This window comes from Pseudomonas sp. C321, assembly GCF_055407105.1.
In genome coordinates, this window is the sequence record NZ_JBUZRB010000002.1 from 211,137 (window position 1) to 226,989 (window position 15,853).

At 62.1% G+C, this 15,853-nt stretch carries 14 protein-coding genes; 1 reads left to right on the forward strand and 13 read right to left on the reverse strand.

The window, feature by feature from the left end:
- Position 1: 1 nt before the first annotated feature.
- The gene (gene trhA / locus ACZRJ6_RS06895) at positions 2–619 is read right to left on the reverse strand and encodes a PAQR family membrane homeostasis protein TrhA (protein ID WP_463967788.1); all 618 of its coding nucleotides are present in this window, start codon (positions 617–619) and stop codon (positions 2–4) included.
- Positions 620–780: 161 nt separating this feature from the next.
- On the opposite strand from trhA, the gene ACZRJ6_RS06900 reads away from it, so the two are divergent.
- Positions 781–1,695: a LysR family transcriptional regulator gene (locus tag ACZRJ6_RS06900; RefSeq protein ID WP_463967787.1), complete on the forward strand. Its 915-nt coding sequence runs from the start codon at positions 781–783 to the stop codon at positions 1,693–1,695.
- 70 nt (positions 1,696–1,765) lie between these two features.
- Here ACZRJ6_RS06900 and madM read toward each other — a convergent pair whose 3' ends face one another.
- The 12 genes from madM to ACZRJ6_RS06960 all read right to left on the reverse strand — a co-directional run bounded on the left by madM (position 1,766) and on the right by ACZRJ6_RS06960 (position 15,841).
- Positions 1,766–2,530, reverse strand: coding sequence for a malonate transporter subunit MadM (gene madM / locus ACZRJ6_RS06905; RefSeq protein ID WP_133102413.1), 765 nt, complete (start codon positions 2,528–2,530; stop codon positions 1,766–1,768).
- A 5-nt stretch (positions 2,531–2,535) separates the two neighbouring features.
- On the reverse strand, positions 2,536–2,895 hold the full coding sequence (locus tag ACZRJ6_RS06910; RefSeq protein ID WP_463967786.1) for a malonate transporter subunit MadL: 360 nt from the start codon (positions 2,893–2,895) through the stop codon (positions 2,536–2,538).
- 5 nt (positions 2,896–2,900) lie between these two features.
- Positions 2,901–3,293: a malonate transporter subunit MadL gene (gene madL, locus ACZRJ6_RS06915; protein WP_463967785.1), complete on the reverse strand. Its 393-nt coding sequence runs from the start codon at positions 3,291–3,293 to the stop codon at positions 2,901–2,903.
- Between the two features lie 67 nt (positions 3,294–3,360).
- Complete coding sequence (mdcH, locus tag ACZRJ6_RS06920; protein WP_463967784.1) at positions 3,361–4,266, reverse strand: malonate decarboxylase subunit epsilon; 906 nt, start codon at positions 4,264–4,266, stop codon at positions 3,361–3,363.
- A complete protein-coding gene (locus ACZRJ6_RS06925; RefSeq protein ID WP_463967930.1) occupies positions 4,263–4,862 on the reverse strand; it encodes a malonate decarboxylase holo-ACP synthase in 600 nt (199 codons plus the stop codon). Before ACZRJ6_RS06925 ends, mdcH begins: the two co-directional genes overlap by 4 nt.
- Positions 4,863–4,867: 5 nt before the next feature.
- Positions 4,868–5,644 carry a biotin-independent malonate decarboxylase subunit gamma gene (mdcE, locus tag ACZRJ6_RS06930; protein ID WP_463967783.1) on the reverse strand — a complete coding sequence of 259 codons (777 nt, stop codon included), beginning with the start codon at positions 5,642–5,644 and terminating at the stop codon, positions 4,868–4,870.
- Positions 5,641–6,483, reverse strand: coding sequence for a biotin-independent malonate decarboxylase subunit beta (locus tag ACZRJ6_RS06935; RefSeq protein WP_463967782.1), 843 nt, complete (start codon positions 6,481–6,483; stop codon positions 5,641–5,643). The genes mdcE and ACZRJ6_RS06935 overlap by 4 nt, the downstream gene beginning before the upstream one ends.
- A complete protein-coding gene (locus tag ACZRJ6_RS06940) occupies positions 6,476–6,775 on the reverse strand; it encodes a malonate decarboxylase subunit delta (protein ID WP_463967781.1) in 300 nt (99 codons plus the stop codon). Before ACZRJ6_RS06940 ends, ACZRJ6_RS06935 begins: the two co-directional genes overlap by 8 nt.
- Positions 6,775–7,632, reverse strand: a complete 858-nt coding sequence (locus ACZRJ6_RS06945) for a triphosphoribosyl-dephospho-CoA synthase (protein WP_463967780.1) — start codon at positions 7,630–7,632, stop codon at positions 6,775–6,777. Before ACZRJ6_RS06945 ends, ACZRJ6_RS06940 begins: the two co-directional genes overlap by 1 nt.
- Entirely contained in the window at positions 7,633–9,303 is a 1,671-nt protein-coding gene (mdcA, locus tag ACZRJ6_RS06950; protein ID WP_463967779.1) for a malonate decarboxylase subunit alpha, read from the reverse strand.
- Between the two features lie 237 nt (positions 9,304–9,540).
- Positions 9,541–9,996, reverse strand: coding sequence for a chemotaxis protein CheW (locus ACZRJ6_RS06955; protein WP_133102421.1), 456 nt, complete (start codon positions 9,994–9,996; stop codon positions 9,541–9,543).
- Positions 9,989–15,841, reverse strand: coding sequence for an Hpt domain-containing protein (locus ACZRJ6_RS06960; protein WP_463967778.1), 5,853 nt, complete (start codon positions 15,839–15,841; stop codon positions 9,989–9,991). Before ACZRJ6_RS06960 ends, ACZRJ6_RS06955 begins: the two co-directional genes overlap by 8 nt.
- Positions 15,842–15,853 lie beyond the last annotated feature (12 nt).

The following is a 15,853-nucleotide window of genomic DNA, read 5'->3' on the forward strand; positions in this document are numbered from 1 at the left end:
GTCACAGTACATAGCGCATGATTGCCACGAAATGCAGCAAACTCCCACCGATCACAAACAAATGCCAGATCCCATGGGAGTGCCGCAGACGGTGCTCCAGGGCAAAGAAAATAATACCCACGGTGTACAACACCCCGCCCGACGCTAGCCAGATAAACCCCGCCGTGCCCAACACCGCAATCAGCGGTTTGACCGCCACCAGCACAATCCAACCCATCACCGCATAGATCACGATCGACAGAATCCGCGCCTCCGAGCGTGGTTTGATCTCTTGCAGGATACCAATCACCGCCAGTCCCCAGACAATCCCGAACAGCGTCCAGCCCCACGGCCCGCGCAGGGTCACCAGGCAAAACGGCGTGTAGCTGCCGGCGATCAGCAGGTAGATCGAAAAGTGATCGACCTTCTGCATGATCTCTTTTTTGCGCCCACGCACGCTGTGATAAACCGTTGACGCGCTGTACAGCACCAACAGCGTGAAACCATAAATCGCCACGCTGACAATCTTCCAGGGGCTGCCATCAAGACTTGCAACCACCAACAGCCACACCGCGCCGACAAAGGCCGCGACCGCCCCAAGCAAATGGCTCCAGGCGTTAAATCGTTCCCCGTGATACATGTGTCACTGACCTCCAATAGCCTGTGTTGCCAACAAGGCTCATGCCTGGCGAGAGATAGTGCAAGGCCGTTCTGATGTCCGCGACTCAAGATGCGCTACATGCCTGGGAGCGCGCAGGTTTTAGGGGCACAATCGAGCGCATTCGAACAAGAGTCACGGCCATGCTGATCGACGAAGAATTCACCCTCAAAAAACTGGAAATCTTCCTGGCGTTCATGCGTACCGGCAACCTGGCCCGGGCGGCAGCCGAGTTGCAGACCAGCAACGTCAGCGTGCACCGGGCGATCCACTCCCTGGAAAACACCCTGCGCTGCCCGCTGTTCAAGCACGAAGGCCGCAACCTCACACCGCTGGAAAGCGCCTATGTGCTGGAGGAGCGCGCACAAAAGCTGATCCAGGACGTGGTCGACAGCGTACGCCTGACCCGTGAAGCCGCCGGGTTCTCCGCCGAGCGTTTCAAACTGGGTTCCCTGTATTCCCTGACGGTAAAGACCGTGCCGCAGTTGATCATGGGCCTGAAAATCCGCCGCAGCGAGCTGAACATCGACCTGATCCTGGGCTCCAATTTCGACCTGCTGTACAAGCTCAAGAACATGGAAGTGGACGCGATCCTGATCTCCCTGGATGACAACGCCTGCGACTCGGACTGTGAGCAAATCGCGCTGTTTTCCGATGACATATTCCTCGCCACGCCTGCCGATTCGCCCTTGGACCGCGAACAGGAAATCGACCTGGCCGATGTGCGCGACGCCACCTTCATCACCCTGACCCAAGGCTTCGCCACTCACCAGGATGGCAATCGGGTGTTCAAGCAGGCTGGCTTCGAGCCCAAGGTGGCGATGCAGGTCAACGACATCTTCACGCTGCTGAGCATGGTCAGTTCAGGGGTGGGGTATGCGCTACTGCCGGGGAGAATTGCGGCGGTGTATGAGAATCGGGTGAAGCTGATTCCGTTGCAGCCGCGCTATCGGTTACAGCAGCGCATCGGCGTGATGTTCTTGAAGGCCAAGGAACGTGACCCGAACTTGCTCGCGCTATTGGCAGAGTGTCGGATGTATGCCAATCGGCAGGCCTGACACCCCACGGGCCGTTGTGGCGAGCGGGCTCGCCACAACAAGTCGTGCTCATATCACAGCAGTCAGGGCTTTAGCCCACCAACCCGCGCATGATCAGAAACAGCAACGACGGCCCCAGCAAACACCCCAGCGCCGTATAAAAAGCCGCCGTCAGGCAACCGTAAGGCACCAGCTTCGGATCGGTCGCCGCCAACCCGCCGGCCACACCGCTGGAGGTGCCCATCAGCCCGCCGAAGATCACCGCGCTGCGCGGACTGTTAAGGCCAATCAGGGGAGCTACGAACGGCGTCATCACCATCACCAGAATGGCCTTGATCAACCCGGCGGCAATGGACAACGCCATAACCTCGGAACTGGCACCAATCGCCGCACCGGTCACTGGCCCAACGATATAGGTCACGGCGCCAGCACCGATGGTGGTCAGGCTTACTGCATCGGTGTACCCAAACGCCATGGCCACCCCCACACCGGCGATAAACGATGAGCCAACGCCGACAAACAGCGCCAACACACCGACGTACCCTGCCCGCTTGAGTTCATCAACACTGACGCCAAACGCGGTGGCGACGATGGCAAAGTCCCGCAGCATCGCCCCGCCCAGCAGGCCGATGCCCGACAGCAACGGGATATCCACCACGCCTTTTGAGCCCCCGGTAAAGGCACCGCCGACATAGGACAGGACCAACCCCAGCAAAATGGCGATGGCCGAGCCATGCAGACGGCCCTTGGTGAAGGTGTCGGAGATCCAGTAGGAGACCCACATCGTCAGGCCAATCACCGCAAAACCGCTGATCAGGCCGTAGCCGGTGATCACTTTCATCATGGATTCATACATGGCAATCACCCGGCTTCTTTGGTGGGGACAACCGCACTCGGCTCACGGTTTCCGATGCGCACCAGCACCGGTACCAGGGCAAAGGCCACGACCACGGCAGCGGTTCCGGCAAGAATGGCCATGGGGCCGCCACTGATGGCGCCGTAGACGTTTTGCTGGGCAGCCATGGCCACCACAATCGGAATATAAATCGCCGCCCAGAAGGACAGGACCAACCCCAGCAAAATGGCGATGGCCGAGCCATGCAGACGGCCCTTGGTGAAGGTGTCGGAGATCCAGTAGGAGACCCACATCGTCAGGCCAATCACCGCAAAACCGCTGATCAGGCCGTAGCCGGTGATCACTTTCATCATGGATTCATACATGGCAATCACCCGGCTTCTTTGGTGGGGACAACCGCACTCGGCTCACGGTTTCCGATGCGCACCAGCACCGGTACCAGGGCAAAGGCCACGACCACGGCAGCGGTTCCGGCAAGAATGGCCATGGGGCCGCCACTGATGGCGCCGTAGACGTTTTGCTGGGCAGCCATGGCCACCACAATCGGAATATAAATCGCCGCCCAGAAGCTCACGCCCTGCTCCGACTTGCCGGTAAACAAGCCGCGCTTGCCCAGGTAGCTGCCCAGGCCGATCAACAGCAACATGGCAATCCCCACCCCGCCGACGTTGGCCGGGATGCCCATCCATTTCCCCAGCAGCTCGCCGACAAACAGGCCCGCCAGGGTACACAGCGCCAAAAACGCCACACCGTAAATAATCATGCTGGTTGTCCTCAAAGTGCTTCATCGAAATTGTTGTTTTTGTGCTTCGAAAGCCTCGGGTGCTGCTTTATCGGTGGCGGCGGCCCTCCTCTCGCAACAGGGCCTGCAAGGTGTCCAGGCGAGCACCTTCGAAGGCGATCACCGTGCCTTGCTCAAACACTCGCCGCGCCAGGCCGCTGAGCACCGCGCCCGGGGGCAACTCAATCTGCAGACGTACGCCGCGTTCGTAGGCGCTTTGCACGGTGCCGCGCCAGTCGACGATGCGGCACATGTTGAAGGCCAGGTCGTCGCGCAGGTGTTCGATATCGCGGATCGGCCGGGCGCGGGTGCTGCTCAGATAAGTGCTGGTTGGGGCTTTCAACGTAACGCGGGTAAATGCCTCGGCCAGGGCGTGGGCGGGTTTTTCCAGCAGCGGGCAATGGGACGGCACGCTGACGGCCAGGCGCCTGGCGACACCCGTGCCTCGTACCAGTGCCGCGACCGCCTTCATTGCATCATCGCTGCCGGCGATCACGGCTTGATTGTCGGCGTTGATATTGGCCAGGTAGACCGGTGTTTGTGGGCTGTGGACTTGAACGAGGAGTGCTTCGACGGCGGGCAATTGCAGGCCGATGATCGCGGTCATTCCATAGCCCTGTGGATAAGCCTGTTGCATCAACTCACCGCGCAGGCTGACCAGTTTCATCGCGTCGCTAAACGCCAGGGAGCCCGCAATCACCGCTGCCGGGTAGGCACCGATGGACAGGCCAGCGACGTAGTCCGGTGCATGCTCAAGCATCCGCGCACTGGCAACGCCTGCGATCAACAGGCATAGCTGGACCGCACGGGTCGAAGACAGCGCCTGGGCCGAATCGAGATTGCGCACCTCTTCGCCCAAGGCGTCGCTCGCCTCCTGCAACACCACTGCGGGCAAATGCTCGAGCATACCCGGACGCTGGGCGCCCTGCCCCGGGAACACCAAAAGGCTGCTCATGCCACTGCCTGCCAGGGATCAAGGACCAGATGCGCACCGCTGGCGCTTTTCAACAACACGCGCCGCGACGGACCGGCCCACTCACGCAAGGCGACCGCTCCTTGCGGGGCTTGCAGCTGCAGGTCTACCGGGCACACAGCGGTATCCAGTAACGCCAATAGTTCACGGGCGGCATTGCGTTCCAAAGGTTGCGGCGTGCGCAGAATCAGGTCCAGATCACTGCGTGCATGCAGCGCTTCAACGCCGCTGGCCAGCTCGAAACCGGCACTGCCGCTGACGCCCCAATCCAGCCCGAACTGTTCCAGCAATGGCCGCAGTTGATCGAGCGCCTGTAACGCCGGCAAGTCACGTGGCGAATGCACGCTGCGCAATTGCTCCGGACTTGTCCGGCGCTGAATAGCAGCCACCGGCATGACCGCGCCATAACGCTGTTCTCGCAACGGCCCGCGCACGCCCACCGACACCTGACCTACAGCGGTCATGGCACGGCGCACCACCACGGGGTGCCCAGCGCTCAGCGCATCCAACACCCACGACGGCGCATCGCCAGCAAAGTGCTCTGGCGTCATCCCCCAGAGCAAGTCATGGGGCAGCACACCGTTCACCACTGCTCACGCAACAGCTGGCGAACATGGGCGGAAGCGGCTCGATTGCTGGCGCCCAGGCGACCGCTCAAGTCACGACCGCCGGCCTGCACGTCCTTGATCGCCTGCACCAGGCAGTCGCTCACCCGAGCCAGATCGTCCGCCGTCGGCTGCTCGATCTGGCTGACCGACAAGGTCTCCCACAGCAAACCGAGGCTGGCAAAGCTGTCGATGTCATAGGCCATGGGCGGAACGCTGGCGGCCAAGGCTTCCAACTCCTCGACGCTGCGCAGGGTTACCCGCGCCGCCGAAGCCTTGCCCATAGCGTGAACCATCACACCGGGATCGCGCAGGGCGATCAAGCGGTTGGCCTGGTAACCATGAGCGAGAAACGCGCCGGACATGGCCTTGCCCACCAGCAGCGCAATCACCGGATGCCCGGCCAACCGAGCGCGAGCGTAACTGTCAGCGGCAGCGGCCAAGGCTTGATGGATGCCCAGGGCTTCTTCGCGACGACCGTAGGCCTGGCTAGGCACGTCGACGATGGCGATCAGCGGGCGCTTGTCGCCCGTGTTGATAGCTTCATCGATGGCCTTGGCCAAGCCCCAGCCTTCCAGCAAACCGACTTCACCATTGCGCGCACGGGGGAAGCGGCTTTGCGGGTCGGTGACGACAGCGATGAAGCGCACCTGTTGATCACCGAGCGTGCCATCGGCGACTTTCAGCGAATTCGGCAAACCGTTTACAGGAATGGCGCCGGTGCTCAATGCATTGAACCACTGCAAACCTCTCATGACCGTTCTCCCTGATACAGGTCGCGAACCGTTGCCGGGTCGATTTGCGGTTCGGCGTCCAGGCGCCCGAGGCGTTCAAGGTAGTGATCGGCCTGACGGCTGCGTTGAATACTGGGCAAACCTTGCTGCAACAACTCAGTGACTTGCTGTTGAATCTGCGCCACATCGTCCGCTACATAGCGGTCGGCCAGGCCGCTGGCAAAGCGCTGTTCGCCACCGGTCAGGCCCCAGATAAAGGGCCGGTCGCGGGAGTCGTACTCCTCAAGGCCAGCTTCCTGTTCGATCACTTGCGGGCCGTTCAGACCCAGCCGTGCTTCGCGGGTGACCACCAGATAACTGCACAAGCCTGCGGCAATGGACATGCCACCAAAGCAGCCAACGCTGCCCGCCACCACACCGATCACCGGCTGGTACTGGCGCAGGTCGACAATCGCGGCGTGGATATCGGCAATCGCCGCCAGCCCTAGGTTGGCTTCCTGTAAACGCACGCCACCGGTTTCCAGCAGCAACACGGCGCGAGTAGGAATGCCATTGCGGTTGTCTTCAGCGGCCAGTTCCAGGGCCCCGGCGATTTTCGCCCCGCCAACTTCACCGAGGCTGCCGCCCTGGAAATTGCCTTCGATAGCGGCGATCACCACCGGCAAACCACCGATGCTGCCCTTGGCAATCACCACGCCGTCGTCGGCTTGCGGGACAACGCCCTGGCGAGCCAGCCACGGCGACATCACCCGCTGGAACGGGTCGATCAGTTCACGAAAACTGCCCTGGTCGAGCAAGGCCTTGGCCCGCTGCCGGGCGCCGAGTTCGACGAAGCTGTGTTTATTGAGCAAGTCATTCATGACCGATCTCCTCGAAGCCTTGCTCCAGGCGCAAGCGCACCACGCCGGGGGTGGCGCCGAAGTCGTGGATATCAATGTTCAGGGCCGGTGGCGTCTGTTCCTGGAAGATCCGCTCGAGCAGATGCTGCCAGCGTTGTTCGGCGCCATTGACCGAGGTTTGCACCTGGATCGTCAGGGTACCCGCCGTGCCCGGTTCCAGCAGCACTTCCAGGTCACCGGAGCCGACGCAACCCACCAGCGCACGACCTTTGGCGGGCTGCCCGGCGGGGAATTCAAAGGACAAGGTTTCCATCAAAACGCTCCGTCGCAAGACTCGATGCGGTCGATAAACAGGCAGGCAGCCAACAGGTCGGCGGCGCCGCCTGGGGAGGCATTCAAGGCGAGCAGTTGTTGATCCAGTTCATGCAGGCGGCGACGCCCTGCAAGGCTCGCGCTACCACCGGCATCCAGCACGGCTTGGGCGCCTTGCTGCATGGCGTTTAAACCTTCGGTGCCGGCGCGGTAGAGCACGCAGGTGTCGGCCAGGTCGGTCATGATCGCCAGCAACGCGTCGAGGCGGGCGTTCTGTTCGCCGTGCTGTTGCAGGCGGCTTTTTTGCAGTTGCGGCAGGCCGCGTTGCAGGAGCGATGGGAAGCCCAGTTGCGCTTCTTCACGGGCACCGCGAGCGCCGTAGCGTTGGGCGACCAGGGCGCCGTGGCTCAGCGGCTGGGGCGCATGGCGGTCGTTGAGCAAAGCCAGGCGGGCGGCGCGCAAGGTCAGCTCGCTGGCTTGGCTGGATTCAGGTTCCAGCGCGGCAGCGGCCACCAACAACCCCAACGCCCAGATCGCCCCGCGATGCGTGTTCACCCCGCCCGTGGTGGTGAGCATCGACTGTTCACCTTCGCGACCAATACGCCCAAGGGCTTCGCGCAGGGGTAAACCGACCTCGCCGAACTCGATGGCCGCTTCAGCCATTGCCTTGAACGCCGGCCACAGGGACAACGCCGAGACGTGCATCAGGCCCAGGTGCAAATCACTGTGGGCGCCATTGCCACGGCGGTCCACCAGGGCCGGTTTGGGCGACAGGTCGGCCTCATCGATCAAAGCATCTACGGCCAGGTCGGCCAAGTGTTCAGCCAATGTCAGCTTATGCAATTTGAGTGCGTTCATTTACCAGCTCCTGAACTTGGCGGGCGGGTTGTACAAACCACCGGACCACTCCACCAAATCGGCCACGCTTTTCGCCGCGAGCAACTCGCGGGTGGCGTCGGTGCGGCGGATACCAAGGTCTTCGGGCAGCGCAATCAGGCCTTCGCGGCGCATGCGCACAGTGTCCTTGAGGTTGTGGCGCATACCGATGGCAGTCACCCCCGCGACCGCGGCGATCATCGCCTGGCGCTCTTCCAGGGAGCGGGCTTTGTACAGGTAGGCGATGCCTTCTTCGGTGAGCAGGTGGGTGACGTCGTCGCCGTAGATCATGATCGGCGCCAGGGGCATGCCGCTTTTGCGCGCCACTTCCACCGCGTCCAGCGTTTCGACGAAGGTCGGTTTGCCGCCTTCCTGGAAGGTCTCGACCATTTGCACCACCAACTTCTTGCCGCGTTCGAGCAAGGCTTCTGGGGCATCATCGTGGCGCATGTCGAGCCAGGCTGGGGTGCCGTGGCGGCGACCGCGCGGGTCATGGCCCATGTTCGGCGCCCCACCAAAACCGGCGAGGCGACCACGGGTCACGGTAGATGAATGGCCGTCGCCATCCACTTGCAATGTGGCACCGATAAACAGGTCCACAGCGTATTGGCCGGCCAATTGGCAGAACATCCGGTTGGAACGCATCGAGCCATCTCGGCCGGTGAAAAACACATCCGGGCGGGCGGCGATGTAGTTTTCCATGCCCAGTTCGGTGCCGAAGCAATGCACGCTTTGCACCCAGCCGCTTTCGATAGCGGGGATCAGGGTTGGGTGCGGGTTGAGGGTCCAGTTGCGGCAGATCTTGCCCTTCAGGCCCAGGGATTCACCGTAGGTCGGCAAGATCAACTCGATGGCGGCGGTGTTGAAACCAATACCGTGGTTCAGGGACTGGACGTTGTGTTTCTCATAAATGCCACGGATCGCCATCATCGCCATCAACACATGCACCGGCTTGATGTGCCGTGGGTCGCGGGTGAACAGCGGTTCGATGTAGAAAGGTTTGTCGGCCACCACCACGAAGTCGACCCAACTTGCCGGAATGTCGACACGGGGCAAGTCGCTGACGTCATCCACCAACTGGTTGACCTGGACGATGACAATGCCATCGCTGAAGGCCGCCGGTTCGATCAGCGCCGGGGTGTCTTCGGTACTGGGCCCGGTGTAGATATTGCCGGCGCGGTCGGCCATAAAGCCGGCGCAAAGGACCACGTTGGGAATCAGATCCACCACCAGCCGTGCATAGAGCTCGATGTAGGTGTGAATCGCACCGATTTCCAGCAGGCCGTCTTCCAGCAACTGGCTGATGCGCAGGGATTGGGTGCCGGCAAAGGAGAAGTCCAGCTTGCGGGCGATGCCCTTTTCAAACAGATCCAGGTGCTCGGAGCGGCCGACACTGGGCATGATCATGTGTAAATCGTGGAGCTTGGCCGGGTCGGTCTTGGCCAGCGAGCGAGAGAGAAAATCGGCCTGCTTCTGGTTGTTGCCTTCCAGGACTACCCGGTCGCCGGGGAGGATCAGGGCTTGCAGCGCCTCGATGATTCGGTCGCTGGGGAGGACGGCGCCGTCGGCAAAAGACTTTACCAGCGCCAGCCGCCGCTGCTTCTCATCGCGCCGCCGCGTCCAGCGCGAGCCGGGGGTTATTGTTGTTGTCATGGTCACTCCACGAGGATTGTGTCGTGGGCTGTACCTTAGAAGTGAATCAGGGGGGTATCAATCAAGCTGGGTGGTGGATTGTTACGGCTGGAGTAACGGTCTACAGTAAACGCAGGGCTCGAATTCAAAGAAAATCAAATGTGACTCGAGGGGAAGGTTTTGGGGCCGCTTCGCGGTCCAACGGGAGCAAGCTCCCTCGCCACAGGGGTAATTAATTGCCCATGAAAAATGTGCAGCTCAGGCTAATCCGGACTCCACCAACAACGCTTCCAACCCCATCAAATCCGGCACCTTTGCCACATGCTCCCCCACCTGCACCGCCGCTAGCTCCAGCGAACACAGCGGTACATCGACATAGCTCAACTGGCTGTCGAGTTTGTAAGAACGCGGAATCCCCTGAATCACCAGCGCAATAAACTTCAACGTCGGCCGCCCGCCCAAGGTATTGAGCACCACGATCCGCGCTCGCTCCCCCACGACACTGGCGCTACCGCAAGCCGCCTCAAAGCTGATCAACGGCAACTGCCGATCCCGCCACGTAACCTGGCGCAAATACCACGGCGGCGCATCGCTGGCCGGCTCACCACGCTGGAAATCGATCAGCTCGGCAACCGCAACATTGGGCAGCAGCAAATGGCGGTCGGCTAAAGGCAGCAGCAACCCGGTGAGTTGGCTGGCGCGGTGGTCAAGCATGATTGGGGCTCCAGTAGGCGATGCTTTCCAGCAACACCGACTCTTGGTAAGGCTTGCCGAGGTAGTCGTTGACGCCGATGGCCATGGCGCGATCGCGGTGTTTCTGCCCGGTGCGGGAGGTGATCATGATGATCGGCAGGTCTTTTAGCCGTGGGTCGTTACGTACCTGGAGGGCCACTTCGAAGCCATCCATGCGCGGCATTTCGATGTCCAGCAGCATCAGGTCCGGAGTGTGCTCTTCCAGCAGGGCAATGGCGTCGATGCCGTCCTTGGCGGTGAGTACATTCATGCCGTTACGCTCCAGCAGGCGGCTGGTGACTTTGCGCACGGTGACCGAGTCGTCCACCACCAGCACCAGCAGAGGGCGTTTTTGCTGGGGTTCGTTGACCGCCAATTGACTGTCCGTCCTCAGGGATGGCTGCGCCGGTTGCAACGCGCGAATGTGCGCCAGCAGGTCGATGATCAGCACCACCCGGCCATCGCCGAGAATGGTCGCACCGGACAAGCCCTTGACCCCGGCGAATTGTGGGCCCAGGCCCTTGACCACAATCTCCCGGGTGCCGGCCATGGCGTCCACCTGCACGGCGATGCGCCGCTCGTTGCATTGCACCAGCAGCACCGGCAGCGGCAGGCTCTGGCCCAGCAGTTTCGGCCGGGCGACGGTGTGCAGCAACTCGCCCAGGTAGTACAACTCGTAACGCTGCCCGGCGTATTCATAGACAGGCGGCTCGAGCTGGTAATGACCTTCCAGCTCATTGGGCAACACCCGCACCAGGCCTTCGATGGTGTTGAGCGGGATTGCATATTGATCGTCCGCGCACTGCACCATCAACGCCCGGTTGACGGACACGGTGAACGGCAAGCGAATGCGAAAATGCACGCCCTGCCCCGGCGTGGAATCGATGACCATGGAGCCGCCGAGCTGACGCACTTCTTCGTGCACCACGTCCATGCCGACGCCACGCCCGGAAATCTGGGTGATTTTTTCCGCAGTGGAGAACCCCGGTTGCAGGATGAACTGCAAGACATCGCGGTCGCTGATCTCCAGCGCAGGGTCGAGCAAACCGCGCTTGATCGCCTTGCGCCGCACTGCCTCCAGGGGCACCCCGGCGCCGTCGTCGCGCATGTCGAAGACGATGTCGCCGCCTTCATGGGTCAGGTCCAGGGTAACCCGGCCTTTTTCCGGTTTGCCCGCCAACAGCCTCGCATCACGGGACTCCAGGCCATGGTCGACGGCGTTGCGCAGCATGTGCTCCAGGGGTGCGACCATGCGCTCCAGCACGTTGCGGTCCATCTCACCTTCGGCATTGCCGACGATAAACTCAACGTCTTTGCCCAGCTCGCCGGCCACTTGCCGCACGATACGTTTGAGCCTTGGCAGCATGCGCTCGAATGGCACCATGCGCGTGCGCATCAGGCCTTCCTGCAATTCGGTATTGATCCGCGCCTGTTGCTGCAACAGGTTCTGTGCATCCTGATTGCGCTGGTCGAGGGTTTCCTTGAGGTCCAGCAGGTCGGAAGCCGATTCGAACAAGGCGCGGGATAATTGTTGCAACTGGGAATGACGGTCCATTTCCAGCGGATCGAATTCTTCATAACCCAAGCGCTCGGCTTCGGCCTGCTGGCGGCTGAGAATCCGCCCCTGGGTTTCGGTATCCAGCCTTCGCAGCTGGTCGCGCATGCGCTCGATGGTGGTTTCCACCTCGTGAAGGGCACTGCGTGCATCGTTGACTTGCTGCTCGATACGCCCGCGAAAGATCGAGGTTTCGCCGGCCAGGTTGACCAGGTCGTCCAGCAACTCGGCGGAGATTTTCACCATGTCGGCGGCCGGCTCATTGACCGGTACGGCCTCGGCCTTGATTGCTGGCAGCGTCACAGGCACCACCTGATCTTCGGCTGGATGCACCAGGCTTCTGATCCGCTCGATCAGTTGATCCACCGAGCCCACCGGCATGCCCGCCGTCACCGCTTCAACCATCTGCGCCAGGCGGTCGTGACAACCTTGCAGCAGCGCGAACAGTTCCGCGGACGGCGCCAGCAACCCTGCCGACAAGCCTTCGTAGAGAAACTCCAGCTCGTGGGCCAGGTCGCCAATGGGCCCGATCTCGACCATGCGCGCGCCGCCCTTGAGGGTGTGCAGATCGCGCAGCAGGGTTTCCACTTCCTGACGATTGTGTGGATCAGCCTGCCAGCGCAGCAATGCGGCGCCGGAGCTGTCGAGGATGTCGGCGGCTTCTTCGAGGAAGATCTCCAGCAACTCGGGATCACTGCCAGCCGACTCGACCTCGGGCGCCACAGGCGGCGGCACAAGCCCGGTGTTCTGACGAAGCTCATGCAAATTGCTGATCAGGGCGCTGGAATCACTCAGCGGTTGCTGGTGTTGCAATTGCTCCAACAGCACCGCCAGTCGCTCGTGGCTGGCCATCAGCACCTGAGCCAGATCGCCAGAGTAGCTGTAACGACGATCCACCAGCCCTTCGTAAAGGTTTTCCAGCTCCAGAGCCAGGTCACCCACGGGGCCGATGTCGGCCATGCGCGCGCCGCCCTTGAGGGTGTACATATCTCGTTGCAAGGACGAAAGCGGCGCCATGCTATCGGGGTCCAGCAGCCAACGCTTGAGGGACTGCCCGGCGCTGTCGAGGATATCCACCGCTTCCTCAAGGAATATCTCGACGATTTCGTCGTCCACCGCCGAGTCTTGCCCCAACTGCGCCGTCGCGGCGCCGAGTTCAGAAATACTCAGGGCGCGGCTGCCGTCGCTCTTGATCAGCCCGGTGGCGGATGGATCGAGGCCTTCATCCAGCAGCTCGCGCAGGGCTCGCACCCGTGCCGACGCAGGGCTGACTTCCTGGCCGGCGGCCAGTTGGTCAAGCATATTGAGCAGCGCTTCGTGGGCCTGTTCAGCCTCATGGAAAAATCGCTCGCTGACCGCCAGACTGCTCTCTTCAACCGCGCCATACAGGTCGAGCAAAGCTTCGCACAACTGGTCCATCGGGTGCAGGTCGGCCAGGTGCGCGCCCTCCCCCAACGTCGTCAATTCGTCCAGCAGCGCACTGAGTTCCTGACGCTCGCCGGGATGTTGCTGCCAGCGACGCAGAAGGTTTTCCGCGTCCAGCAGGATGTCCATGCCCTGGGCCAGGAAGTTGGCGATCAGGTGTGGATCGCGCTTGCCCCGTAGGCCGGTGCTGGGGGCGTTGAGCAGCGCTTCCAGTTGGCTGTCGAGGCGATTTTGCGTGCGTTCGATCAAGGAAGCGGCGCCGTTGATCGGTGTCAGCGGATCACCCTCCAACTGGCGTAAGCCACGCTGGAACAAGGTTTCGGCTTCCAGCAGCAATTCGATTTCATCCAGGTCCAGCGCCAGGCGGTGGGCCTTGTACTCGCGAGTCAGGTGATCCAGTGGCCGCGCCAGTTCGGCGATGGGCAACACGCCAGCCATATGGGCGCTGCCCTTGAGCGTATGCAACGCCCGTTGCAGTTCGTCACTGACTTGCAGCGGCACATGTTCGGTGGCCTGGTGCAGAAAATGGTTGAGGCTGTCCAGGTGGCTCTGGGCTTCATTGCGGAAGATTTCCAGCAACTGCGGATCGAAGGCCGTCGCATCTTCTTGCACCGCGACCGGCAGCTCGACACCACTGGCCAGCGCATGGGCACGGGCCGCCAGGTGGTCGACATCGTCCCTTTGGCGCTGGGCATCGACGGCGAAATCGGCGATCAACTCCGGCAGCAGTGCCACCACGTCATTGAGGACCGCCTGCACCTGCGGTCCCGGCGCGACACTGCGTTCGAGCACGCGATTGAGCAGGTTTTCCACCGCCCAGGCCAACTCCGCCAACACCAGCGCACGGACCATGCGACCACTGCCTTTCAAGGTGTGGAAGGCGCGGCGCATTTCGCTCAAGACGGCCTTGTCTTCCAGGCTCGCCGTACCATTTGGCACATAACGATGTAGCACCTCAAGCACTTCCCCGGTTTCTTCGAGAAAGACCTCGCGCAACTCATCATCCACCGGTTCTTCCCCGGCAGGCGGTGGCAGCAAGCTGCCGGGACGCTGCAGCGCCGGCGGGTTAAGGCGCGAAGTTGGGTTGGCCAGTACCTCGGCCAAGGACTGCGCCTGCGGCGGATCGTTGGGCGCGGGCAGTTCCTGGCGCCACGGCAGTTGAGTCTCAGCCGGCGCATAGCCAAGCGCCATCAGACCCTGGGCGGCAACTTCAAGCACCCGCTCGCCGGGGGCGTCATGGTCCTGGAGCATTCGCTCCAGGTAGTACTCCAGGCTGGTGAGCACATCGGCAAAATGATCGAGATGCGCCTCTGAAGGCGCGCTTTCGTTGACCATCAATTGCTCTTGGGCGTAATCATTACAGCCGCGCATCAAGCTCGCCGCGCGGGGCAGCGGGATCATCGCCAGGGCGCCGCGCACCTGGGTCAGCAGCTCTGGCAGGGACTCCACCAGGCGCTGCTTGTCCCAACCGGCTTCGAGACAGTCAACAATCAGCTCCTTGGCCTGCTTCAGGCACTGGCATGACTCCTTGATGACAAGCTGGTGGATCTGGGTCAGGTCGGTGGTCGGCAGGCGGCTTTCTTCGCGCCTTTCCGGTTCGACGGTGCCCACCATGCCGGCCAATGTTGCTTCGACGTAGAGCAAGGCACCGGCGACATCCATTAACACCGCATCGTTAGGCTCACGCTGCCCCTGGGCCAGGCCTTGCACCACAGCCAGTTGGTCGATGATCACTTTGCGCGGCTGACCGAAGCCCAGCACCGCAAGGGTGTCGGCAATCTGCCGCAGGGGCGACAGCAGGCTGTCGAGATTGGAGGTGTGTTGGCGGTCGCTGCGCACGAACAAATCCAGACGTTCCTTGACCCGTACCAGCTCTTCGCACAGGGCGCCGAGCACCGAGCCCATGGCATCGCGATCGGGTCCCGCCAGGCGCGCGCGCTCGGCGTCCACCACGGCACTGTCGGGCAGTGCTTCGTCCAGGCCGTAGCGTTCTTTCAGGCTTTGCATGCGCGGCGTCGGACGGGTGACTTTGGCGATGTAGAACAGCAAGCTCTTGAGCAATTCATCGGGCGCCGCCGTGTTGATCCCGGCGATGCCCTGGGCCAGCAGACGCTTGAGTTCCTTGTCGCAGGCCTTGAGCAGGCTGCGCAGGGCCGGACTGTTGGCGATGACGCCGGTGAGCATGCCTTCAGCCAGCGCCGAGGTCACTTGCCACAAGGGCAGCAACGGCGCGCCGTGGCACAGGGCTTCGAGCCGGGCGAAGACCCGCGCCATGTCTTCCAGGTTGCTGGGGCCGTGGTCTTCGCGCAGCAAACCCGCCAAGGCCTGTTGCAGCATTTGCCGCCACTGGCGCAGCAGCTCGGGAAAGTCCTCTGGCGTGCGCTGGGCCAGCGCATCATCGGGCAGCGGCGCAATCACCAGCAGTTGCGGGCTGAACAGGCTGGTTTCCGACAACAGGCTTTCGCCGCGCACGCTGCGCAGATCATTGAGCAGCGGCAACACCACCAGCGGCAGGTCGCGACGGGCGCTGTGCACTCGATCCAGATACAGCGGTAATTGCCCCAGGGCCTGTTGCAGCAGGCGAATACCTTCGTCGCGCTGGCTGACGCGCTCAGCTTGCAGCGCCAGCGCCAGGTGCTCCATTTCTTCGGCGAGCAGGGCCGCGCCGTAGAATTCGACCATCAGCAAACTGCCATGGACCTGGTGAATGCACTCAAGGCAGCCCGAAATCGCCTCGCGGCTCGAATCGTCGACAAAGGCGTCCAGCGCCGAACGGGCCTGCTTCAGGGTTTCGGCAATTTCGCCCTTGACCCATTCGAGGGCTACGTAGTCGTGCCGGTCAACCATAACGACTCCCGT